The sequence below is a fragment of the Metabacillus rhizosphaerae genome, from assembly GCF_037201795.1.
In the GTDB taxonomy this organism is placed as follows: Bacteria; Bacillota; Bacilli; order Bacillales; family Bacillaceae; genus Metabacillus; species Metabacillus rhizosphaerae.
The window spans coordinates 2,370,422-2,392,027 of record NZ_CP147403.1; the positions used below are offsets into that span (position 1 = coordinate 2,370,422).

Consider the following 21,606-nt stretch of genomic DNA (forward strand, 5'->3'; position numbering starts at 1 on the left):
AGTGAAAAAAATGACTGTAGTAAAGGATAAAGTCTCTAGCATTATAAATGGAAAGCGTGTAATCACGAAAATACCTGAGTTACTAGCACCAGCAGGTAACTTAGAAAAACTTAAAATAGCGATCCATTATGGCGCAGATGCTGTTTTTATTGGTGGACGAGAATATGGACTACGTTCAAATGCTGATAATTTCTCCCTTGAAGAGATGGCTGAGGGTGTTCAATTTGCTAATAAATATGGTGCGAAAATCTATGTCACAACAAATATTTTTGCTCATAATGAAAATATGGACGGACTAGATGAATATTTAATGGGAATTCAGGATGCGGGAGTGACTGGTATTATTGTAGCCGATCCATTAATTATTGAAACCTGTAGACGGGTTGCTCCGAGTTTAGAAGTACATTTAAGTACACAACAATCACTTTCAAACTGGAAGGCAGTCCAATTTTGGAAGGAAGAAGGCTTAGAGCGTGTCGTCTTAGCTCGTGAAACTGGTGCTGAAGAGATCAGAGAAATGAAGGAAAAGGTTGATATTGAAATTGAAGCCTTTATCCATGGTGCAATGTGTATTGCGTATTCTGGTCGCTGTACATTGAGTAATCACATGACGGCTCGAGATTCTAATCGAGGCGGCTGTTGTCAATCTTGTCGCTGGGATTACGACTTATTCAAACTAGAAAACGATGATGAACTTGCTCTATTTGATGCTAATGATGCACCATTTGCAATGAGTCCTAAAGATTTAAATTTAATAGAATCAATCCCAAAAATGATAGAACTGGGAATTGATAGTTTGAAAATTGAAGGAAGAATGAAATCTATCCACTATATTGCAACAGTTGTAAGTGTTTATCGCAAAGTGATTGATGCTTATTGTGCAGATCCTGATCATTTCAAAATAGATCATGAATGGTTAAAAGAATTAGATAAGTGTGCAAACCGTGAAACAGCTTCTTCATTCTTTGAAGGTATTCCAGGTTACAAGCAGCAAATGTTTGGTAATCACAGTACGAAAACAGCCTATGACTTTGTAGGCCTTGTATTAGATTATGATCATGAAACACAAATGGTTACTTTACAGCAACGAAATCACTTTAAACCAGGAAATACAGTTGAATTCTTTGGTCCGGATATTGAAAACTTTACACAAACGATTGAGAAAATTTGGGATGAAAAAGGAAAAGAGCTTGATGCTGCTCGCCATCCTTTACAGATTGTGAAATTTAGAGTAGATAAACCAGTCTTTAGGAACAATATGATGCGAAAGGGGTTCTGATTAAATGAGTAAGAAGCCCGTTGTAATCGGAGTGGCTGGAGGTTCTGGTTCAGGTAAAACAAGTGTTACAAAATCAATTTATGATCAGTTTAAAGGTCATTCGATTTTAATGCTAGAACAAGATTATTATTATAAAGATCAAAGTGATCTACCATTTGAACAAAGATTAAATACAAACTATGATCATCCTTTAGCATTTGATAATGATTTATTAATCGATCACTTAAAAACATTACTAAATCATCAATCAATTGAAAAACCTGTGTATGATTACAAATTGCATACAAGATCAGAAGATGTTATAGTTGTTGAACCGAAGGATGTTATTATTCTAGAAGGCATATTAATCCTAGAAGACGAGCGTTTACGTGATTTAATGGATATTAAGCTTTTTGTAGATACAGATGCAGATCTTAGAATCATCCGTCGAATAATGCGGGACATAAAAGAACGTGGTCGTTCAATTGATTCTGTTATTGAACAGTACATTTCCGTTGTAAGACCAATGCATAATCAATTTATTGAACCGACGAAACGATATGCAGATATTATTATTCCTGAGGGTGGACAAAATCACGTTGCGATTGATTTGATGGTAACAAAAATTCAAACAATTCTTGAACTAAATGCAATTTTGTAATAACATAGCATAGATAAAGAGTACTGTGATCATATTATGTATAAGAATTAATATTTTTTCTTTAGGCATTGTTTTTTATATAAAGTAAAGGGCATAATCTTGCCCTTGCTTTTTTAATACTCACCTGATTCTTGCCTGTTCAACTAAAAGTATTTTCTTATCAGTGATCACACATATGAAAATGAAAGTATGTCTTTTAATGCTTACATCTTTCATCTTGAGGCATATAGTCTCGGGCTTATACATACGTATTTTTGATCTCTTATCACAAAATAAGTAATTTCAACAGAAAAAGAACAAAAACGACGGGGAACAGTCTACTAGAAGGAGTGGAACAAACATGGCACAAGAAAAAGTTTTTCCAATGACAAGAGAAGGTAAAGGTAAGCTTGAACAAGAGCTTGAATATTTGAAAACGGTTAAACGTAAAGAGGTTGTCGAAAGAATTAAAATTGCACGTAGCTTTGGTGATCTATCAGAGAACTCAGAGTATGATTCTGCTAAAGAGGAACAAGCATTTGTTGAAGGTCGTGTTACAACACTAGAAAATATGATTCGAAACGCAAGAATTATCGAAGGTGAAGCTGATACTAGCTCTGTTTCACTAGGCAGAACAGTTACGTTTACTGAGCTTCCTAATGGTGATGAAGAAACATATACAATCGTTGGTAGTGCGGAAGCAGATCCTTTTGAAGGCAAGATTTCAAATGACTCACCAATTGCTAAAAGTCTAATTGGCAAAAAAGTGGATGATGAAGTAACAGTTCAAACTCCTGGTGGAGAAATGCTTGTGAAAATTGTGAAAATTAGTTAAAAAAAGGTTTATATAACGAACACCTCGTCGAAAATGAAGACGAGGTGTTTTTTTATGAAATTTTTTCTTAAGCCCACAAAGAGCAGAGTTTTTTATCAGGAGGTTTGAATGATTTCAAGAAAAAGATTTATTATTGTCGGAACCTTTTTTCTTATGGCTTTATTTTTTATCCTTTATCGATTAGCTGATATTCAATTGATTCATACAGAATCGTTTTCAAAAAAGGGAGTAAATCTAGTTCAGGAAAGTGTTAATCAAAGAACACAAGAGGTTGTCATTGATGATGGTCGTGGACGTTTTGTAGACAAGAATGGTGAATCTCTTCGTAATAAAGTTGAGCCATCACTCGTTTTATTTCCATTTTTAAAAGATATTACTTGGCCTGTAGAAGAGCTTTCAGATTTGGTAAATGTTTCAAGTTATGAACTAAAAAGTCGTTTACAAGATTCAACGGAACCGCTTGTTCTTTCGAGTAAAGACAATGTAAACTTATCAAATATTGATCTTGAAAAAATTAATAAACTTGAGATCCCCGGAGTATTTGGTATTTATCGACAGTCTCCTATTGAAGAAACAATTGGTGAACATATAATTGGAATTACAGGAGAGAATGCAGAGGTATTACGAACAAAATATCCTGATCGAGAGGATTTATCCTATAAAACACAAATCGGACTAACAGGTCTCGAGAAAGCGTTTGATGAATTTCTTTTACCTGATGAAGAAACGAAGCTACTTTATCATGTTGATGGGGATGGGAACCCTCTCTTTGGAGTAAATGTTAAATATATCGCAGACTCTAATCCATTTTATCCTGTTACTGTTAAGACTACAATAGATAAAGATATTCAGGGAATTGCTGAAGAGGTGTTAGAAAAACAAAAGGTCGATAACGGAGGACTTGTTTTGCTAGATGTTGAGACAAATGAGATATTAGCAATGGTTAGCAAGCCTGAATTAGATCGCTCTGCCGGTGTTACCCTTACAAATCATATGGTTCAACCTCTTTTTCCGGGCTCGATATTTAAAACAGTCATTTTAGCCGGTGCTATTGAATATGGTTTAGATGATGCAACAAGGGAGTTTAATTGCAATCTTAACCTTTATGGAGAAAGTGATGGCGGACAGGATGATGGAATGCTTACACTAGCAAGGAGTTTTGCAAAAAGTTGTAATTACACCTTTACGACTTTAGCAGAAGAGTTAATTGAGAAGGATAACAATGTAATTGAGAATACTGCTGAAAAGTTAGGTTTACTAGGACCCGTTGGCTGGAGTGGTAAAGTTTTTCATTATCAAAATTTCAAACAACTTCCAGATGAGAGATCAGGAAAAATTTGGGGAGATGAAAAGGATAAAAAGGTCCAAAGAGCGATAGATCAAACTGCGATTGGACAAAAGGATGTTAAGGTTACGCCACTGGGAGTTGCTAACATGATGGCAACAATTGCCCGAGGCGGTCATAAAGAACAGATCAAAATCGTAGAAAATATATTATATAAAAATGGAACTAATATGTTTTCTTTTACGTCTAATTTATTAGAAGGGGAAAAAATATCACCCTTAACAGCATCAAAACTTCAAAAACAACTTCGTTTAGTTGTAACAGACCCTGAAGGAACTGGAAGAAGGTTTCAAACTTCTCCTTATGAGGTATCAGGTAAATCAGGAACCGCTCAAACAGGTAAAAAAAATGAACAAGGCCAAACGTTATACAATAAATGGTTTGCAGGCTATTTTCCATCAAGTAATCCAAAATATGTTCTTGTAGTCGTGGAGATGGATACAACTAGTGCGGAAGCTGGGACTAATGCATCATTTTACGATATAGTTGCTGATTTATCCAAGCTAAACAAGCAATAAGACCTATGTTAAAGATAAGAGTAATCACGTAAAGAAATAGTAGGGATAACTAGAGAACAATCAATAAAAAAGGGTGAACAGCCTTTAATTCATTTTTGCAAAAAAGTCAAAACATGTACAATTTGTGATTCTAAATATCCAGTAATGAATATGTTACAAATGTTAAAAAGATAAAACAACTAGATAGAAAAACGTTCTAGTGCTAGAATAAGACAGAAGGTATGAGGGAAAAAGGAGTGTAGGGCATTGAGTAATCATGTAAACTCTCGATATGAAAAAAGAGATAAGCGTAGAAAAACCAACGTAGTATTAAATACTTTAATAGGAATAGTTGCATTACTTATTCTTGTTATTGGATCTCAGCTCATTTTTGGAGGTAGTGATTCTGAAAAAACGGCAAAATACAATGAACAACCTGATATAAAGCTCGCAAACGAAGAAGAGAGTAATGAAGAAGCAATAAAGGATAAAGAAAAAGAAGAAGAAAATAGTAATAAATCAAATGAAGAGCTAGATGAAAATAGTAATGGAAAAGCAGATTCTGAAGATAAAACTGATGAAGAAGTAACTGAAGATCCATTCGAACAAGCAACAATTACTGAAGGAGATCCAGGATCAGGTGTTGAAGAAACAATTGAAAACCCAGGTTGGGGACCTGTTGGTACTTCTCAATCAGAGCCTCATTCAGCTAATTATGAAAAAGGATCACAGGACTGGGCTGAAATGACAAAAGCACTTAGTTATGCAGCAGGAATCCCTGAATCGGAAATGATAATTTGGTTTCTTGGAAACAATGGATCACCCAATGATGCAGTTGGAACCATCTCACCAAAAGATAAATCAGCAAAATACAAAGTATATATTACATGGGTTGAAAACGAAGGTTGGAAACCAACTAAAATTGAAAAAATAAATTGAGAACTAAAGTCAAACGAAATAAAAGCAGCGGCACAATGCCACTGCTTTTATTTTTGTTTAAGCACACCAATTACATATTGCTTGTTTTATGTAGCTTTAAAATGAACAACAGCACTGTAAAATCTTTTGCCTTCTTCTGAAACATACATTTGATGGGAGACAGAATGAACAGCCAATAAGATTGCTTGGTTATGAACAATTTGCTCATTAATTTTTTTTTCAAGCTCATTAATTGTAGTAGCTTCAAATATTTCAATTTTATCTTTAATAATATCTAATTGAAAATTCATTATTCCACCTCGATCGTACATAGATTATGAATAAATTTTAACAAATATTGAAGTGGATGAACAGGAATGAAAAATACTAGATGGTGAAGATTAAAAAAAATCATTGAATACTTCCACCAAAGATCAGACGAACCTTGATTTAGATGCATGAAATATGTACACTTCTATTTGGAGGCTTACTACAAATTTATTAATAAAATAATGTACTGAGCAAATATACAAATGGATGACTAATTGGTCGAAATGTTGATACATAATGGAAAGGAATTGAAATAATGAAAATTGCAATAATTGGAGCAATGGAAGAAGAAGTAACAATACTTAGAGATAAGTTAGAAAATCAAGAGCAAGACGTGATTGCTGGTAGTGAATTTACAAAGGGGATCTATAAAGGTGTTGAGGTTATTTTATTAAAGTCTGGTATTGGTAAAGTAAATGCAGCTATGAGCACAACTTTGCTTTTAGATCGATACAAACCAGATTATGTAATCAACACGGGCTCTGCAGGTGGATTCCATCCATCTTTAAACGTAGGTGATGTTGTTATTTCAACAGAGGTTAGACATAACGATGTTGATGTTACAGCTTTTGGCTATGAATACGGACAAGTTCCTGGATTGCCAGCAGCATATATACCTAACGAAATGCTTGTTGATGTGGCCGTGAAAAAGGCGGGAGAAATTAGTGACATCCAAGTAGCAAAAGGTTTAATTGTGACAGGAGACTCTTTCTTAAATGATCCAGTTAAAGTTGAATTTATCCGAAGTAAATTTAAAGATCTTCACGCAGGGGAAATGGAGGCAGCTGCTATCGCTCAAGTTTGTCATCAATTTAATGTTTCGTTTGTTGTAATTAGGGCATTATCAGATATAGCTGGTAAAGAATCAAATGTATCATTTGATCAGTTTCTAGAACAGGCTGCTAAGCATTCAGCAGATTTAGTGTTGAAAATGGTTGAAGCGATATAAGGTAGAGATTTAGTTTGGAAGCAAGCTCATTAGATCTGACTCCCGAAAGGGGTCAGACTGCTTAATTTATACATATGTCAAGGATGAAATATTTTACAACCCAATAGCCACCCACTTGGTGAAATTTACATGGTTAATAGTCTCATAGACTATGTTAAGGTGAACATATAACACATCAGGTAGGTGGGGTATGATATGAATAAAAAGAAACTACAAGCACTTATCATTGATTTTAAGCAATATGCATTTATTTTATTAGCTGTAAGTGTGTTTTTATATATTGGAGTTACATTACCTGATCAAGGTAAAGCAGAAATTTACGATAACGTTCTTATGATCACGACAATCTTATGTTTAATCAGTGCTTTTGTTTGTTTTAAAACATCCTTGAAATATAAAAAACAATTAGATCAAATTGAAGAGCATAAATAGAATAGGTTTTGTTAAACGCTCCAAGCTACTTGGGGCTTTTTTTATTGTTAAGTAAATTATAGAATTTTTGAACTGTGGATAAGCGCTTCTACATCCAGCACTTTTGTTCTTAATTGTCAGAAAATAAAAACATTAACAAAAATACCAAAAACTATTTACAGACTTGGAAATTGTGGATATAATTACCAAAGGAATAAGAAATTAAAACTAAGGAGGTCGAAGAAGATGATCAAATCCATGACAACACAACCAACTGCACGAAACATAAAAACTGAACATCTATTCGACCATTTCGGTGTATCCACCTTTTTATTTACTTGAAAAAAGTAATTATTTAAGTGAACTCACGCCACAGGTTGATTAGATCAGCTTGTGGCGTTTTATATGCAATATCAAAACGCCATAGGTTGCCCTGTGGCGTTTTTTTATACTTAAATTTCTTGTTACATTTTTAAGTAAAAATATGTACTCCGTAAATAGGCGTACATATCCTCTACAGGTTTGGCAACCTATGATTAGACATCAAGTGAGGTGCGAAATGCTTGTAAGGAGGTGATACACATGACGATCAACCTATTTTTTATTACATTGACTCTTTCGGTGTCAAAACGAAAAGATTCTAAAGAAGAATTTGAAAGAAATTTAGAAGTACAAAAAAGAATGGAACAATCTAAAGAAAAAGTATTTAATGAATTTCATAACATGTAAGCAGGATGAAAAAATAATTGGAGGCGATGACTATGTTGAGAATTGAACTTTTAGTACATTTAATTGTAGAGAAGGATTCTGCCTAGCTTATTTTGTATGGGTAGTTAACAGTTATAGTAAGAATAAGCACATAAAAAGAGAAGAGTGGCTACTCTTCTCTTTTTAATCACTTATTCCTTTTTTCGATTTCTTTTTTCCTTTTCAGCACGGTAAAATTCATGAAACATCTTCATAAGCGCTCGCTTTTCGATTCTAGAAACATAGCTTCTTGAAATACCAAGCTCTTTTGCAATTTCTCGCTGAGTTTTTTCCTTTTTTAAATCTAATCCAAACCGGCCGACAATTACCTCTTTTTCTCTCCCATCTAAAATGTCAATATATTCTTTCACTTTTTCTAACTCCATATTTAACTGAATCGTATCAATAACATCTTCATTCTCTGATTTCAGTACATCAATTAAGCTAATTTCATTTCCTTCTTTATCCTGGCCAATTGGATCATGTAGGGAAACATCTTTTTTTGTTTTCTTTAAAGCTCTTAAATGCATGAGGATTTCATTTTCTATACAACGAGCTGCATATGTTGCAAGTTTTGTACCCTTTCCCTGTGAATAGCTTTCAATTGCTTTTATCAATCCAATTGTACCAATTGAAATAAGATCTTCGGAGTCTTCCCCAGTGTTTTCAAATTTTTTTACGATGTGAGCAACGAGTCGCAAGTTATGTTCGATTAAAAGGTTTCTCGCATACTCATCACCCTCTGACATAAGTCGCAAATATTTCTGCTCGTCAGTCGCAGACAAAGGCTGTGGGAAGGCATTATTTTTTACATAAGATACTAAGAACACTAATTCTTTTACGAAAAACCCTAGTGCTGTAATGAGCCCTGACATACCTCCACCTCCACTAAATCTTTATGTAGGCAAATGCCTATAAGTAATGTTTATGTGTGAGGAAGGTAGTTCGTGCATGTACAATGAAAGAAGATAAAATTCTAAGCGACTATTTTAAAGATTTATTGATTTTTGGACATCGATGTGACAAGAGCCTAAACGTTTATGGGGGAATGTTCATATTTATATGGTATCAAATAAATAAGGGAGGAATCAGTTATGTATGGTTATACACCTTATGGTCCAGGTCCATATCCGTATTATCCAACATATGGAGGCTTAGGTTATAGCTACTGGTATGCATTTATCGTTGTTTTGTTAATCTTATTGCTCGTTATTGGTGGAGGATATTATTATTATAATCATATTCGTTAGTAGTCCCGAATGGTCCTTATGCAAAATGTCTAGGACCATTCAAGCTTTATGAACAATGTAGCTAATTCATAAAAATATAGTGGTGTATGTAAACAAATGTTATAATAACATTCACTAATTATATGATACATACTTGTCTTAAAGGAAATACTAAAACTGTAATCTTAAGGAATAAAAGTTTGATTAGTTAAAAACAAAAAAAAAAGAGCCGTTAAACGGCGTGTAATTTTAAGAAGAAGCCTTAAGTACATGTCCTAATGAACGGCGTTTAATTTCAATTGTGATTAGCTCTATAAAATCATCATGTAGTTTCATTTCAGTTGCTTTGAAATAAGATTCAATTAACAATTCGTCAGAAAGTTTACGCATGGTTGATGGCCAACAAATTGGCTCTACACCTCCTAACATTTATTTCATTCCATTATGGAATTTCCTAATATGTTATATTTTGTTATTGATTTAAATCTAACATGAATAATTTGATAGAACAACCGTTCTCTTATCCACAGATATTAGTGGATAAACTGTGGGTATATTGTTTATAAGGTGTAAAAAGTGAGGTATTTCAGAGGGGATAATGTGTATAATATTATCCACAACTGTTGAAGGGACCCGGAATTTGTCGAAAAGTTTTTATAATTTATTCAAGCTTTTATGCATATAGTATAAGTTTCTTTTGAAAGTACGTGCGAAATTGGTTATGATGTAAGATGGCAAAAAAATGAATAATGAGGTGCTTAAACTCATGTTACGACTATTTTTACCTAGTGAATATGTCAAGAGTATTTTTCATATTTCACCACGAAAGTTAAAAGAAAATGGCATTAAAGGAATCATTACAGATTTAGATAATACACTAGTCGAATGGGATCGACCGAATGCAACACCACAATTGTTAGAGTGGTTTAAAGAGGTTAAAGATCAAGGAATGGATATTACCATAGTTTCAAATAATAATGAAAAAAGGGTAAAAGCATTTTCTGAGCCTCTTAATATCAAATTTATTCATAAGGCTAGGAAACCAATGGGTCAAGCTTTTTTAAGAGCAGCTAAAAAGATGAACTTAAAAAAAGCTGAAGTTGTTGTCATTGGTGATCAGCTATTAACAGATGTGTTAGGTGGTAATCGTACCGGCTTTCAAACGATATTAGTTGTTCCTGTCGCTTCTACAGACGGTTTCTTCACTAGAATTAACAGAAAAATCGAGCGAAGAATTATGGAAAGCTTGAAACGAAAAGGAATGCTTCAGTGGGAGGAATAGAATCGTGTCAGAACAACAATTTTCATGTATAGGGTGCGGTGTTTCCATACAAACAGAAGACCCGAAAAAACTTGGTTTTGCTCCTGAAAGTGCGTTAGAAAAAGATGATATTATTTGTCAACGCTGCTTTCGGCTGAAAAATTATAATGAAATACAAGATGTCTCATTAACAGATGATGACTTTTTAAAGATTTTACATGGCATTGGTGAAACAAATGGATTAATAGTAAAAATTGTTGATATCTTTGATTTTAACGGAAGTTGGCTTCAAGGAATTCAGCGTTTTGTCGGAGGTAATCCAATTCTCTTAATAGGAAACAAAAGTGATATCTTACCAAAGTCAGTAAAACATCAAAAGCTAATCAATTGGATGAAAAGAGAGGCTAAGGAATTTGGCTTAAAACCAATTGATGTCTGCTTAGTTAGTTCAGCCCGGGGACATGGTATAAGAGAAGCTGCTGAGCTAATCGATTTGCATCGAAATGGACAAAACGTGTATGTAGTTGGATGTACAAATGTTGGAAAGTCTACATTCATTAACCGAATGATTAAAGAAGTAGCCGGTGTAAATGATGTGATCACAACATCGCATTATCCTGGTACAACATTGGATTTAATTGAAATTCCACTTGAAAATGGTGCATCTCTATATGATACGCCTGGGATTATTAATCATCACCAAATGGCGCATTTTGTTGATAAGCGAGACTTGAAGCTATTAAGTCCTAAAAAGGAACTAAAGCCAAAAATATTCCAATTAAATGAAAACCAAACATTATACTTCGGTGGACTTGCCAGACTCGATTATGTAACAGGTGGGAGAGAGTCACTTGTTTGTTATATTCCGAATGAATTGACGATTCATCGGACTAAGAGAGAAAATGCTGATTCATTGTATGAGAAGCATGCTGGAGAGATGTTAACCCCGCCAAGAAAAGAAGATGTGGATACATTCCCTAGATTAATACCTCATGAATTTACGATTAAAGAAGGGAAAACAGATGTTGTTTTTTCTGGTTTAGGTTGGGTAACTATTAATAATCCTGGCAAAAAGGTAATTGCTTTTGCTCCTCAAGGAGTAAATGTAACACTAAGAAAATCGTTAATTTAAACGGGGAGAGGTCATATTATGGGGAACTTATATGGCGTAATTGGATGTCCAATTAATCATTCTATGTCACCTGACATCCATAACGATGCTTTTAAAGATAAGAATATAGATGGTTATTATCATGCTTTTCATGTTGAGCCTGATCAACTTGGTGAATCAGTTCAGGCCCTTAAGGTATTGGGGGTAAAAGGTTTTAATGTTACAATCCCACATAAAATTTCTATTATCCCCTATATGGATGAGCTTGATGTAACAGCTAAAATTGCTGGCGCAGTAAATACAGTTGTTAATGTAAATGGACGACTAGTCGGACATAATACAGATGGTAATGGCTATGTCGACTCATTAACTCATGTTTTAATAAAACCGATAATTGAGCAAAAAATATTGATTATCGGTGCAGGTGGTGCAGCTAGAGGTATTTATTTTACTCTTGCACATCAAGGCTGCCAGGATATTGACCTATGTAATCGAACAATATCAAAAGCAGAAGAGCTTATAATGGAATGTCCATATGAAAATACAAGTAAAGCCTTAACATTAGAAGAGGCAGAATTGCAGCTGGAAAGCTATGACGTTATAATTCAAACGACAGCAGTAGGTTTACACCCGAATATAGATCAGAAACCATTGTCTCTAAACAATGCTAAACAGTCAGTAGTCGTAAGTGATATTGTTTATAATCCAATAAAAACTGCGTTATTACAGGAAGCAGAAGAACGCGGATTAACGATACATAACGGTGTTGGTATGTTTGTTCATCAGGCTGCACTTGCCTTCAATTTATGGACAGGTTTAGAACCATCTATCGAAAAAATGACAGAAATTGTTTATGACAAACTAGGAGGTACATCATGTTAACTGGAAAACAAAAACGTTTTTTACGATCAGAAGCACATCACTTGAATCCAATTTTTCAAGTTGGTAAAGGTGGAGTAAATGAAAATATGATTAAGCAAATCTCAGAGGCGTTAGAAGCTCGTGAGCTTTTCAAAATATCTATATTGCAAAATTGTGAAGATAACAAAGATACAGTTGCTGAAACATTAGTTAAAGGAACAGGTGCAGAACTTGTACAGATCATTGGCAACACAATCGTTTTATATAAAGAGTCTAAAGAAAATAAGCAGCTTCGTTTACCTAATTAATTGATTCCTGAGGAGGGATAAAAATGTCAAAAAAAATAGGGATTTTGGGTGGGACATTTGATCCGCCTCATTATGGCCATTTATTAATTGCTAGTGAGGTTTTACAAGCATTGCAATTATCTGAAATATGGTTTATGCCTAATCAAATTCCTCCTCATAAACAGAAAGAAGACTTTACTGATAGTAAGCATCGTCTAAATATGTTAAAGCTTGCTACTAGTGAACAAGAACACTTTAAAATCGAAACGATCGAATTAGAACGAAAAGGTCCTTCCTATACATATGACACACTTTGTCTATTACGCGAACAATTTCCTACATATTCCTTTTACTTTATAATAGGAGCAGATATGATAGAGTATTTACCAAAATGGTATAAGGTTGACGAAGTCGTAAAATTAGTTACGTTTGTCGGAGTGAAACGACCTGGATATGAAACCAGTACAAAATATCCAATCACCGAGATTGAAATCCCACAATTTGACGTTTCTTCTACAATGCTAAGAAATCGGTTAAAAGTAAATAAAAATACTGCTTATCTTCTACCCGAAGATGTGAAAAGATATATAGAGGAGAATCGCTTATATGGAACGTGAAGTAGCATTAAAGCTTGTGGCTGAGCAAATCACAGAACATCGCTATGTTCATACAATTGGTGTTATGGAAACGGCGGTCCAATTGGCGCGATATTATGGGCAGGATCCGAAAAAAGCTGAGTTAGCTGCGATTTTTCATGACTATGCAAAGTTTCGCCCGAAAGCAGAAATGAAACAAATCATTGAAGAACAACAAATGTCAAAAGAATTGTTAGAACATAATAGTGAACTATGGCATGCGCCAGTTGGTGCATACTTAGTTGAAAAAGAAGTGGGGATTACTGATCAAGATGTTTTGAGTGCTATTAAGTACCATACTTCTGGACGACCAAATATGACACTACTAGAAAAAATTATTTATGTGGCAGACTATATTGAGCCAGGTAGACATTTTCCTGGTGTTGAAGAGGTTAGGGAGCTTGCACAATCAGATCTAGACCTAGCATTAATAAAATCATTACAAAATACGATGATGTTTTTATTGAAAAAAAATCAAGCAGTTTATCCTGATACATTTCAAACATACAATTCTTTAGTATTAACAGGAGGAAGATAAATTAATGGATAGAAGAGATATTTTAACAACAGTAGCAAAAGCAGCAGATAGCAAACGTGCAGAGGATGTCATTGCACTTAATATGCAAGGGATTTCCTTAATTGCAGATTTTTTTCTTATCTGTCATGGTAATTCAGACAAACAAGTTCAAGCAATTGCAAGAGAAATAAAAGAACAAGCTGCAGAAATGGACATTCATGTAAAACGTTTAGAAGGTTTTGATGAAGCTCGCTGGGTGTTAATTGACCTTGGTGATGTCGTAGCACATGTGTTTCATAAAGATGAACGTAGCTATTACAATCTAGAACGTTTATGGGGAGATGCTCCAATTGAGGATTTAACAAGTGAGTTAAATCAATGATCTACCAAGGCTTTGCCTATATTTATGATCAGCTTATGAAGGATGCACCATATGAAGAATGGGTAACGTTCATTAATGAGTCCATTTCAACATATAGTCCCCAGGCAAAAAAGATCTTAGATGTTGGCTGTGGGACTGGAGAAATTGCTATCCGTTTGGCAAAACAACAGCTTGATGTTACAGGTGTTGATTTAAGTGAGGATATGCTAACTGTTGCCCAATCAAAGTTAAACGAGAATAAAGTGGCTGTTTTATTTCTTCAGCAAGATATGAGAGAGCTCGATGGTTTTGTAGAACAGTTTGATGTAGTAACAATATGTTGCGATTCGTTAAATTATTTAGAAACGAATGATGACGTACAAGCTACATTTCATGCAGTTTATAATCAGCTAAAGACTCGAGGATTATTTATTTTTGATGTTCATTCCATTCATAAAATACACAATATTTTTGTGGGTGCAACCTTTACAGATCAAGATGAAGATGTCAGCCTAATTTGGAATTCCTATGCTGCTGAAGAATCGAACAGTGTGGAACATGACATGTCCTTTTTTGTAAAGCGCGATGACCTTTATGAGCGCTACGATGAGCTTCATTATCAAAGAACATATACGATTGAAGAATATACATCATGGCTTGAAGCAGCTTCTTTTGAAGTTGTAAAAGTCTGCGGTGATTTTCGCTTTGATGAATCACCATCCTCGACATCTGAACGGTTGTTTTTTATTGCGAGGAAAAAAGAATAAGCTTAAAAGGTGGATCCTTATGGATTCACCTTTTTAAGTTTCCTTAGAAAAACAGACGGATAAACCGTCTTAAAAATTAATTGAAAATATTTTTAGGTCTACTTGCAGGAAAATGACTAAGTGCCATTGAATTATTTATGAGGAATTTTATTAAATTGCACAGAAACTTCTTCAATATCTTCATAGTACTTTTCATGTGTTGCTTGAAATACCTTTTCAAACATATCGCCAATTTCATCTTCTAGCACCTTAATTCCTTTTCCTGTTACTCCTCCTTTCACGCAAACCTTTTCCTGGAGTGTTGGTAGTGTGTAAATTTCTGTTTCGAGTAATTTACCCATTCCAATAATCATCTCGCTCGCTAAAAGAACAGCCTGGTCTTTAGTGATGCTTGTTTCTGCGACAGCGCCGTCTACAAATTTCTGAAGCAAATAGCTAAAAAAGGCCGGTCCACAACTTACAATATCTGATGAAACCCTCGTGATATCATCTTCTATTTGAACTGGGTTTGAAATTTGTTCAAACAGTTCCTCGAGAGTTCTTTTTGTGTCTTTATGACATGAATGACCATAAGTAATTAACGACACTCCGGAAAATGCACGATTTGTAATACTTGGAATGGCTCGTGCAACCTGGCAATCTACAAGTGTTTCAAGCTGTTCTACACTTATTGGGCTAGTAATCGATAGTAAACATTTATTTGGTGTTAAAAGATGGTCAAGTTTTTTTAAAAGGGGGTGTATATCTAATGGCTTCACACAAATAAATATTAAATCCGAGCGTTTAACCACTTCTTCTGCCGAATCCAGTACATTTGTTTCTAGATAAATATTTTGTATTGCTTCTGCCTTAGCTTTTGTTCGATTAGTCATATAAATGAATGAGGGTCTAATTGCACCCGACTCGATAAAAGATTCTATTAAAATTCTTCCCATATTCCCTGTTCCAACAAAACCTACATTCAAAGTATATCCCCTCCTTAGAATGCATATCACTCATACACAATATGTTACAAACTGGCAATTTATGATTATTTAAAAAGGAGTGAAGTGAATGAGTATCTTTCAAAAATATAAAAAATGGATAATTGTTATATCCATTTTATTAGCTTCAATTGGTTTTTATTATTATTTTATTAACGATTCGGGTTCTTCAGAGGTCTTAAGTATTCAAGAAGAAAAGGATCCCCTCACTTTATTGGATATGGAAGAACCAGCTACTGAGATAAAAAACAATGAAGCGGAAGGAAAGTCTGTATTAGTTATTGATATAAAAGGTGCAATAAACCAGCCAGGTGTTTATGAATTAGAAACTGGTGCAAGAGTACACCAGCTTATTGATATAGCAGGCGGATTAAAAAAAGATGCAGATGAGTTGGCTATTAATTTAGCGGCTCCTTTGGAAGATGGCATGGTTGTGTATATTCCTAAAAAGGGTGAAGTAACCGATAATCAATTTACGATGCCTGCAGGACAAGATAGAAGTGATGCTAAAGACAAAATAAACATTAATCTAGCAACAAGTGAAGAACTTCAAACAATAACAGGTATCGGGCCGTCAAAGGCAGAAGCGATTATTACATTTCGGGATGAGAATGGACCTTTTACATCCCCAGAAGGTTTATTGGAAGTGTCCGGGATTGGTGAGAAGTCATTAGAAAAAATAAAAGAAGAAATTACTATAAAATAAAATTTTTCTAGTGATTGTAGGTTTAAATCTTATTGTATTAGCAGACTTTAGCATATTTTGATTTTGTTTTCTTTAAAATCCAAAAATAATAAATTGACGGCTATTCAGTATTCTCGATACACTTAAGGAAGAAAATTGTCGAGTGGGGGAGTATTAGTGAGTCGTATTTCTTGGAATCAATATTTTATGTCACAAAGTCACTTGTTAGCTTTAAGGAGTACTTGTACAAGATTAGCAGTAGGGGCAACAATAGTTCGTGATAAACGAATTATTGCAGGCGGATATAATGGATCTATTGCTGGTGGTGTTCATTGTTCTGATGAAGGTTGTTATGTCATCGATAATCATTGTGTTCGAACAATTCACGCTGAAATGAATGCTTTGCTTCAATGCGCGAAATTTGGTGTTCCAACTCAAGGTGCAGAAATATATGTCACACATTTTCCGTGCCTTCAATGCTGTAAGGCCCTTATTCAAGGTGGGATAAAAAAGGTTTATTATGCAGTTGACTATAAAAATCATCCATATGCAGTAGAACTTTTTAAGCAAGCGAATGTTTCGGTTGAGCATGTGGCACTTGACAATTCATTAGACGTTGAAAAAAATCAAGAAAAACATGATTTTATTTCAAGTTTATTAGACAAGCTTGCAAAAACAGATATCGATGAAGAGGTGCTACAAGCACTCTATAAAAAAGCTGATTTACTGTTTTTATAATAATTGAGTAAGGCTGACTGATTTTCTTATATCCTCTTCAAAAAATCATTGGTCAGCCTTACATATCGATAAAGGCGGGTGTTTTAATAATTGAAAGGAAAGCTACAATTCCTAGTTATTTCTGCTTGTTTTTCACTCATGATGTGTCGTTTTCACTTCCACCCCTTTTTTATTTTCACCACAATTATCTTCCTTATTTTCCTTCTTATCAAAAAGAAACATCTTCTCTTTTTCCTTTCCTTTTCGACAATCATTTTCTTTATATTTGTCTACTCCCTTACAGAACAACTAAATAAATCAACATTGAAGGAAGGTTTATATACTGTAAATGGAATTTATTCATCTATTCCCATTATTGATGGAAACCAATTTAGAGGCTATATCGAAACTAGTGATGGTGAGAAGCTTCCTATTTACTATACGATTAATTCTTTAGAGGAGAAGCAGGCTCTTAATAAGATTAACCCAGGAACCATTTGTCGTTTTACAGGAGAATTAGAAATGCCCAAATCACCAACAATGCCAAATGCATTTGATTATAAACAGTATTTATATGATCAACATATTCATTGGCAATATGAGATTGATGAGATTGAACATTGTAAAGTAGGTAAAAAGGATTGGCTATTCTTTTTATTAGAAATTAGAAAAAATGGATTATCTTTTATAGAGAAGCATTTTCCAAATACATCAGTAGGAATTGTGCAAGCATTAATTTTTGGTGAAAGAAAATTAATTGATAAGGACCTAGACACAGCTTATCAAGAGCTTGGTATTGTTCATTTACTTGCAATTTCTGGATCACATATAGGATTATTGGCAAGTGGTATTTATTACATATTGATCTATTGTGGTATCACACATGAAAGGGCAAGAATTATTTTAGTCGTAATGTTACCAATATATATGATTCTTACAGGTGCTACTCCATCCGTCGTTAGAGCATCGTTTATGATGGTTCTTTACCTATTAATAAAGATTTTCAAAAAAAATGTCTCTTCAATAGATGTTATAAGCTTCACATTTCTAGTGCTCCTTTTTATAAACCCGTACTATTTGTTTCAAGTAGGGTTTCAGCTGTCTTACGTTGTAAGCTTTGGATTACTTTTTTCTATTGGTATTGTTGAACAGTTTCGTAGTTGGCTAACTAAATTAATAGTTGTTTCGACTATTGCCCAACTATGTGCGATGCCATTATTACTTTTTCATTTCTATGAGATATCCCTAATTAGCTTACCGATGAATATGATATTTGTGCCACTTTATTCCTTCATTATTTTACCATTTTCCATTTTAGCTACATTAGTTGTTGCAATTTCATCCTCAATTGGACAGCCTATTGTAAATTTGTTTAGTGAAATGCTTCAGCTAACTCATCAAATCGTTCTATTTGCCTCGTCAATTCCATATACAACCTTTACAACAGGGAAACCTGCTCTCTTAGTAACGATGGGATTAATCTGCTCCACGTTTTATTTATTTTTTCAATTTGAGCGTTACCATAGTATATATTTGTTAATTCGTCCTGCAGTTTTTATCATTTTTGTATTATTCATTCAAGCTGTACTACCATATTTAAATCCTTATGGAAAGGTAATAATCATTGATGTAGGCCAAGGGGATTCGATTTTTATTCAACGCCCTTTTAATAAAGGTAGTTATTTAATTGATACAGGTGGAAGGATTTCATTTCCGAAGGAAGATTGGGAAGAATCAAGTAATCCTTATTCGCTTGCTGAGAAAGTAACTGTACCGTATTTGAAATCAATTGGCATAACGAAGCTTGATGCTCTGTTTTTAACACATGGAGATATGGATCATATAGGCGAAGCTTTACCATTAATGAAAGAGGTTAAAATTAAAGAATTAATTTTTCCAGAGGGGTTTGTTAGAGGGAAGTTAGAAGATACAATCATTCAAGAAGCAAAGAAGAAAATGATGAAGATAAAAGCAGTACAAGCCGGGGAACGAGTGACTTTTCAAGGTTTTTCTTTTTATGTTGTTTCTCCGAGCATCTTAACTGAGAGTAAGAATGACGATTCATTAGTACTATGGGCAGAGCTAGGTGGTCTAAAATGGCTATTTACTGGGGATGCAGAAATTGAAGGAGAGAAAAAGATGATTGAAATGTATCCAACATTAAAAGCAGATATTTTAAAAGTGGGGCATCATGGGAGTAAAGGATCCACCTCAGATCTTTTACTTGACCATATTAATCCATCAATTGCACTCGTATCAGCAGGGGATAATAACCGTTATCAGCATCCACATACAGAGCTTCTTGAAAAATTATCACTACGTAAAATTGATTTGTTTCGAACAGATTTACATGGAGCAATTTTATATCATTTTAAAGGAAATAGAGGAACCTTTTCTACCCATCCTCCATACGATGAAGTATATTAACAAAGCTTAAAACGACTTGATCTCCTTAGGCTTTACATCTTTCATGAGGGTGAATAATGGATATTAGCTTACAATTTGTTGAAATTGTAGGCACGAAAAAGAGACTACTCTATAAAGCAGTCTCTATGTAAGAATACAACTTATGAACCAATTAAGCTAATAACAGTCGCAATAATGAAAATTACTGCGAAAAAACCAAATGAAGCAGCGAAACCAACTCCGGAATCTACAGCATCATTACGTTTGCTTTGAACACTCTTTTCAAATTCGTTCACTGTTACCCCTCCTATATCATACTTAGTATAAGCGATTCATATAAAAAAATCTACATCATGATTATATGTTCTTTAACAATACAGGATCATATTTCCATCTTTGCTAGAAAAGACAACAAATAATCCGCTTGACATTGGCTAAACTAGAAATTAAGGCTATGTTAAAGCTCACTGCTGTCGATTTTGGCACTTTGTTGATTGGAGCTAACGCCTGGAGCGGAAATCAACAACAAAGTTTAACAAAGCCAAATTAAATTGCGGTATCGTTTCGAATTAGGTTACCTAGGCCCTAAAACGGAACGTTCACATAGATAAGAGGGAATTGAATGAGTGACGTGTTCAATTCCCTTATCAATTAATCTAATCGTTTTCCACTTGCCAAACCTTTGTTTTCATTTTAGGATTAAATGAAGTGAATCGACGATTGGAGAACAAAAAATGATTTTTAATGTATGGAACGATATTAAAAAAAAGAAATTACACTCTACCTATTTATTAATTGGGAAAGAAGCATTTCTAATGCAAGAGACAGTACAGTTAATTGTAAATGCTTCTCTAATGGAAGAGGAAAAAGACTTTAATTTGTCTGTTTATGATATGGAAGAAACATCGATTGAAACAGCTTTAGAGGATGCAGAAACCCTTCCTTTTATGGGGGAAAAACGTGTTATAATATTGAAAAACCCGGTCTTTTTAACAAGTGAGAAGAAAAAGGAAAAAATTGAACATCGAATTGACAAACTTGAGCAATATATGAATTCTCCAGCACCATATACAATCCTAATTTTTCTTGCGCCATATGAAAAGCTTGATGAACGAAAGAAAATAACAAAGCTTATAAAGAAGCAATCTGTTTTACTTGAGATGAAAACACTTTCAGATGATGAGACAATAAAGTGGATTACCGACATTGCTGAACAAGAAGCAATCTATTTTTCAAAAGAAGCGATGGAAGAGCTAATGTTATTAACTGCAGGAGATTTAATGATAATGCATCAGGAACTAAAAAAACTTAGTACATATGTAGGTGAAGGTGGTTCGATTACACCTGAAACGGTGAGGCTTCTAGTTGCGAGATCGTTGGAACAAAATATTTTTGATTTAATAGACCATGTCATTCATCGAAGAGGTAAGGATGCTTTACAAATTTTTTATGATTTATTAAAAAATAATGAGGAACCAATAAAAATTCTGTCCCTATTGGTGAATCAATTTAGATTGATATTACAGGTGAAAGAGCTGGCGAATACTGGTTACGGTCAACAGCAAATTGCAACTACTGTCAAGGTACATCCTTTTCGAGTTAAATTAGCCTTGCAGCAAGCAAAATTATTTAAAGCAGAGGAATTAGCACATATTCTAATGGATCTTGCAGAGGCTGATTATGAAATGAAAACTGGAAAAAAGGAAAAACAACTATTACTAGAATTGTTTTTGCTGAAGTTATTTCAGAAATAATGGGTACAAAAAAACGATCCTAAGCGGGATCGTTTTTTTGTACAGAATCTATGCAAAAAAATAAAAAACTAAGGCATTCGCTATCTTTGCTGGGCCTTAGTT

The 21,606-nt window shown here is 34.1% G+C and carries 26 protein-coding genes; 21 read left to right on the forward strand and 5 right to left on the reverse strand.

All coding sequences use genetic code 11. The features are described 5' to 3' along the window. Positions 1-10: 10 nt before the first annotated feature. From WCV66_RS11490 to WCV66_RS11510, 5 genes are all read left to right on the forward strand, one after another. Entirely contained in the window at positions 11-1,279 is a 1,269-nt protein-coding gene (locus WCV66_RS11490) for a U32 family peptidase (RefSeq protein ID WP_338789028.1), read from the forward strand. 4 nt (positions 1,280-1,283) lie between these two features. Beyond that, positions 1,284-1,919, forward strand: coding sequence for a uridine kinase (udk, locus tag WCV66_RS11495; RefSeq protein ID WP_066334556.1), 636 nt, complete (start codon positions 1,284-1,286; stop codon positions 1,917-1,919). Positions 1,920-2,259: 340 nt separating this feature from the next. Continuing rightward, positions 2,260-2,733 carry a transcription elongation factor GreA gene (greA, locus tag WCV66_RS11500; protein ID WP_338789029.1) on the forward strand — a complete coding sequence of 158 codons (474 nt, stop codon included), beginning with the start codon at positions 2,260-2,262 and terminating at the stop codon, positions 2,731-2,733. 108 nt (positions 2,734-2,841) lie between these two features. Continuing rightward, complete coding sequence (locus tag WCV66_RS11505; protein WP_338789030.1) at positions 2,842-4,596, forward strand: penicillin-binding protein 2; 1,755 nt, start codon at positions 2,842-2,844, stop codon at positions 4,594-4,596. Between the two features lie 246 nt (positions 4,597-4,842). Beyond that, positions 4,843-5,514 (forward strand): YrrS family protein, encoded by a 672-nt coding sequence (locus WCV66_RS11510; protein ID WP_338789031.1) that lies wholly within the window; start codon positions 4,843-4,845, stop codon positions 5,512-5,514. An 86-nt stretch (positions 5,515-5,600) separates the two neighbouring features. Here WCV66_RS11510 and WCV66_RS11515 read toward each other — a convergent pair whose 3' ends face one another. Further along, positions 5,601-5,804 carry a DUF2536 family protein gene (locus WCV66_RS11515; RefSeq protein WP_207978074.1) on the reverse strand — a complete coding sequence of 68 codons (204 nt, stop codon included), beginning with the start codon at positions 5,802-5,804 and terminating at the stop codon, positions 5,601-5,603. Positions 5,805-6,079: 275 nt separating this feature from the next. Between WCV66_RS11515 and mtnN the strand changes: the two genes are divergently transcribed. The 3 genes from mtnN (at position 6,080) to WCV66_RS11530 (ending at position 7,912) form a co-directional block, all read left to right on the forward strand. Next, the gene (gene mtnN / locus WCV66_RS11520; protein WP_338789033.1) at positions 6,080-6,772 is read left to right on the forward strand and encodes a 5'-methylthioadenosine/S-adenosylhomocysteine nucleosidase; all 693 of its coding nucleotides are present in this window, start codon (positions 6,080-6,082) and stop codon (positions 6,770-6,772) included. A 195-nt stretch (positions 6,773-6,967) separates the two neighbouring features. Then, positions 6,968-7,204, forward strand: a complete 237-nt coding sequence (locus WCV66_RS11525; protein WP_185653642.1) for a YrhC family protein — start codon at positions 6,968-6,970, stop codon at positions 7,202-7,204. Positions 7,205-7,765: 561 nt separating this feature from the next. Next, positions 7,766-7,912 (forward strand): YrzI family small protein, encoded by a 147-nt coding sequence (locus WCV66_RS11530; RefSeq protein ID WP_083964666.1) that lies wholly within the window; start codon positions 7,766-7,768, stop codon positions 7,910-7,912. Positions 7,913-8,082: 170 nt separating this feature from the next. Here the strand turns inward: WCV66_RS11530 and sigK are convergent, their stop codons facing one another. Continuing rightward, a complete protein-coding gene (gene sigK, locus WCV66_RS11535) occupies positions 8,083-8,805 on the reverse strand; it encodes an RNA polymerase sporulation sigma factor SigK (protein WP_066334573.1) in 723 nt (240 codons plus the stop codon). Between the two features lie 219 nt (positions 8,806-9,024). On the opposite strand from sigK, the gene WCV66_RS11540 reads away from it, so the two are divergent. Beyond that, positions 9,025-9,180 carry a hypothetical protein gene (locus tag WCV66_RS11540; RefSeq protein WP_185653641.1) on the forward strand — a complete coding sequence of 52 codons (156 nt, stop codon included), beginning with the start codon at positions 9,025-9,027 and terminating at the stop codon, positions 9,178-9,180. A 228-nt stretch (positions 9,181-9,408) separates the two neighbouring features. Here the strand turns inward: WCV66_RS11540 and WCV66_RS11545 are convergent, their stop codons facing one another. After that, positions 9,409-9,549 carry a sporulation histidine kinase inhibitor Sda gene (locus tag WCV66_RS11545; RefSeq protein WP_066334579.1) on the reverse strand — a complete coding sequence of 47 codons (141 nt, stop codon included), beginning with the start codon at positions 9,547-9,549 and terminating at the stop codon, positions 9,409-9,411. A gap of 376 nt (positions 9,550-9,925) precedes the next feature. Between WCV66_RS11545 and WCV66_RS11550 the strand changes: the two genes are divergently transcribed. From WCV66_RS11550 to WCV66_RS11585, 8 genes are read left to right on the forward strand one after another with little or no spacing between them, the layout of a single operon-like run. Then, the gene (locus WCV66_RS11550; protein ID WP_396652573.1) at positions 9,926-10,441 is read left to right on the forward strand and encodes a YqeG family HAD IIIA-type phosphatase; all 516 of its coding nucleotides are present in this window, start codon (positions 9,926-9,928) and stop codon (positions 10,439-10,441) included. Positions 10,442-10,445: 4 nt separating this feature from the next. Further along, positions 10,446-11,552, forward strand: a complete 1,107-nt coding sequence (gene yqeH / locus WCV66_RS11555; protein ID WP_338789034.1) for a ribosome biogenesis GTPase YqeH — start codon at positions 10,446-10,448, stop codon at positions 11,550-11,552. Between the two features lie 18 nt (positions 11,553-11,570). Then, positions 11,571-12,413 carry a shikimate dehydrogenase gene (gene aroE, locus WCV66_RS11560; protein WP_066334590.1) on the forward strand — a complete coding sequence of 281 codons (843 nt, stop codon included), beginning with the start codon at positions 11,571-11,573 and terminating at the stop codon, positions 12,411-12,413. Further along, positions 12,407-12,700 (forward strand): ribosome assembly RNA-binding protein YhbY, encoded by a 294-nt coding sequence (yhbY, locus tag WCV66_RS11565; RefSeq protein ID WP_066334591.1) that lies wholly within the window; start codon positions 12,407-12,409, stop codon positions 12,698-12,700. Before aroE ends, yhbY begins: the two co-directional genes overlap by 7 nt. Before the next feature lie 23 nt (positions 12,701-12,723). After that, on the forward strand, positions 12,724-13,296 hold the full coding sequence (locus tag WCV66_RS11570) for a nicotinate-nucleotide adenylyltransferase (protein ID WP_066334594.1): 573 nt from the start codon (positions 12,724-12,726) through the stop codon (positions 13,294-13,296). Further along, the gene (yqeK, locus tag WCV66_RS11575; RefSeq protein ID WP_066334597.1) at positions 13,286-13,852 is read left to right on the forward strand and encodes a bis(5'-nucleosyl)-tetraphosphatase (symmetrical) YqeK; all 567 of its coding nucleotides are present in this window, start codon (positions 13,286-13,288) and stop codon (positions 13,850-13,852) included. Before WCV66_RS11570 ends, yqeK begins: the two co-directional genes overlap by 11 nt. Positions 13,853-13,856: 4 nt before the next feature. After that, positions 13,857-14,213, forward strand: coding sequence for a ribosome silencing factor (rsfS, locus tag WCV66_RS11580; protein ID WP_066334600.1), 357 nt, complete (start codon positions 13,857-13,859; stop codon positions 14,211-14,213). Further along, positions 14,210-14,959 (forward strand): class I SAM-dependent methyltransferase, encoded by a 750-nt coding sequence (locus WCV66_RS11585; protein WP_338789035.1) that lies wholly within the window; start codon positions 14,210-14,212, stop codon positions 14,957-14,959. The genes rsfS and WCV66_RS11585 overlap by 4 nt, the downstream gene beginning before the upstream one ends. Positions 14,960-15,090: 131 nt before the next feature. On the opposite strand, the gene comER is transcribed toward WCV66_RS11585, so the two are convergent. After that, positions 15,091-15,924: a late competence protein ComER gene (gene comER, locus WCV66_RS11590; protein WP_338789036.1), complete on the reverse strand. Its 834-nt coding sequence runs from the start codon at positions 15,922-15,924 to the stop codon at positions 15,091-15,093. Positions 15,925-16,012: 88 nt separating this feature from the next. On the opposite strand from comER, the gene WCV66_RS11595 reads away from it, so the two are divergent. The 3 genes from WCV66_RS11595 to WCV66_RS11605 all read left to right on the forward strand — a co-directional run bounded on the left by WCV66_RS11595 (position 16,013) and on the right by WCV66_RS11605 (position 19,771). Further along, positions 16,013-16,648, forward strand: a complete 636-nt coding sequence (locus tag WCV66_RS11595) for a helix-hairpin-helix domain-containing protein (protein ID WP_338789037.1) — start codon at positions 16,013-16,015, stop codon at positions 16,646-16,648. A gap of 156 nt (positions 16,649-16,804) precedes the next feature. Further along, positions 16,805-17,365: a ComE operon protein 2 gene (locus WCV66_RS11600; protein WP_338789038.1), complete on the forward strand. Its 561-nt coding sequence runs from the start codon at positions 16,805-16,807 to the stop codon at positions 17,363-17,365. Between the two features lie 90 nt (positions 17,366-17,455). Further along, positions 17,456-19,771, forward strand: a complete 2,316-nt coding sequence (locus tag WCV66_RS11605; protein WP_338789039.1) for a DNA internalization-related competence protein ComEC/Rec2 — start codon at positions 17,456-17,458, stop codon at positions 19,769-19,771. A 140-nt stretch (positions 19,772-19,911) separates the two neighbouring features. Here the strand turns inward: WCV66_RS11605 and WCV66_RS11610 are convergent, their stop codons facing one another. Beyond that, on the reverse strand, positions 19,912-20,046 hold the full coding sequence (locus WCV66_RS11610) for a YqzM family protein (protein WP_066334616.1): 135 nt from the start codon (positions 20,044-20,046) through the stop codon (positions 19,912-19,914). Positions 20,047-20,484: 438 nt separating this feature from the next. Here WCV66_RS11610 and holA point away from each other — a divergent pair, with 438 nt between their 5' ends. Then, positions 20,485-21,504 carry a DNA polymerase III subunit delta gene (holA, locus tag WCV66_RS11615; RefSeq protein WP_338789040.1) on the forward strand — a complete coding sequence of 340 codons (1,020 nt, stop codon included), beginning with the start codon at positions 20,485-20,487 and terminating at the stop codon, positions 21,502-21,504. Positions 21,505-21,606: the final 102 nt, after the last annotated feature.

What these genes read in the sequence shown, in the direction of transcription:
- WCV66_RS11595 (WP_338789037.1), top strand. Translation starts at nt 16,013, where the DNA reads ATGAGTATCTTTCAAAAATATAAAAAATGGATAATTGTTATATCCATT.
- WCV66_RS11585 (WP_338789035.1), top strand. Translation starts at nt 14,210, where the DNA reads ATGATCTACCAAGGCTTTGCCTATATTTATGATCAGCTTATGAAGGAT.
- greA (WP_338789029.1), top strand. Translation starts at nt 2,260, where the DNA reads ATGGCACAAGAAAAAGTTTTTCCAATGACAAGAGAAGGTAAAGGTAAG.
- holA (WP_338789040.1), top strand. Translation starts at nt 20,485, where the DNA reads ATGATTTTTAATGTATGGAACGATATTAAAAAAAAGAAATTACACTCT.
- WCV66_RS11570 (WP_066334594.1), top strand. Translation starts at nt 12,724, where the DNA reads ATGTCAAAAAAAATAGGGATTTTGGGTGGGACATTTGATCCGCCTCAT.
- WCV66_RS11515 (WP_207978074.1), bottom strand. Translation starts at nt 5,804, where the DNA reads ATGAATTTTCAATTAGATATTATTAAAGATAAAATTGAAATATTTGAA.
- aroE (WP_066334590.1), top strand. Translation starts at nt 11,571, where the DNA reads ATGGGGAACTTATATGGCGTAATTGGATGTCCAATTAATCATTCTATG.
- WCV66_RS11550 (WP_396652573.1), top strand. Translation starts at nt 9,926, where the DNA reads ATGTTACGACTATTTTTACCTAGTGAATATGTCAAGAGTATTTTTCAT.
- WCV66_RS11505 (WP_338789030.1), top strand. Translation starts at nt 2,842, where the DNA reads ATGATTTCAAGAAAAAGATTTATTATTGTCGGAACCTTTTTTCTTATG.
- WCV66_RS11525 (WP_185653642.1), top strand. Translation starts at nt 6,968, where the DNA reads ATGAATAAAAAGAAACTACAAGCACTTATCATTGATTTTAAGCAATAT.
- WCV66_RS11530 (WP_083964666.1), top strand. Translation starts at nt 7,766, where the DNA reads ATGACGATCAACCTATTTTTTATTACATTGACTCTTTCGGTGTCAAAA.
- yqeK (WP_066334597.1), top strand. Translation starts at nt 13,286, where the DNA reads ATGGAACGTGAAGTAGCATTAAAGCTTGTGGCTGAGCAAATCACAGAA.
- mtnN (WP_338789033.1), top strand. Translation starts at nt 6,080, where the DNA reads ATGAAAATTGCAATAATTGGAGCAATGGAAGAAGAAGTAACAATACTT.
- WCV66_RS11490 (WP_338789028.1), top strand. Translation starts at nt 11, where the DNA reads ATGACTGTAGTAAAGGATAAAGTCTCTAGCATTATAAATGGAAAGCGT.
- udk (WP_066334556.1), top strand. Translation starts at nt 1,284, where the DNA reads ATGAGTAAGAAGCCCGTTGTAATCGGAGTGGCTGGAGGTTCTGGTTCA.
- rsfS (WP_066334600.1), top strand. Translation starts at nt 13,857, where the DNA reads ATGGATAGAAGAGATATTTTAACAACAGTAGCAAAAGCAGCAGATAGC.
- yhbY (WP_066334591.1), top strand. Translation starts at nt 12,407, where the DNA reads ATGTTAACTGGAAAACAAAAACGTTTTTTACGATCAGAAGCACATCAC.
- WCV66_RS11540 (WP_185653641.1), top strand. Translation starts at nt 9,025, where the DNA reads ATGTATGGTTATACACCTTATGGTCCAGGTCCATATCCGTATTATCCA.
- sigK (WP_066334573.1), bottom strand. Translation starts at nt 8,805, where the DNA reads ATGTCAGGGCTCATTACAGCACTAGGGTTTTTCGTAAAAGAATTAGTG.
- WCV66_RS11545 (WP_066334579.1), bottom strand. Translation starts at nt 9,549, where the DNA reads ATGCGTAAACTTTCTGACGAATTGTTAATTGAATCTTATTTCAAAGCA.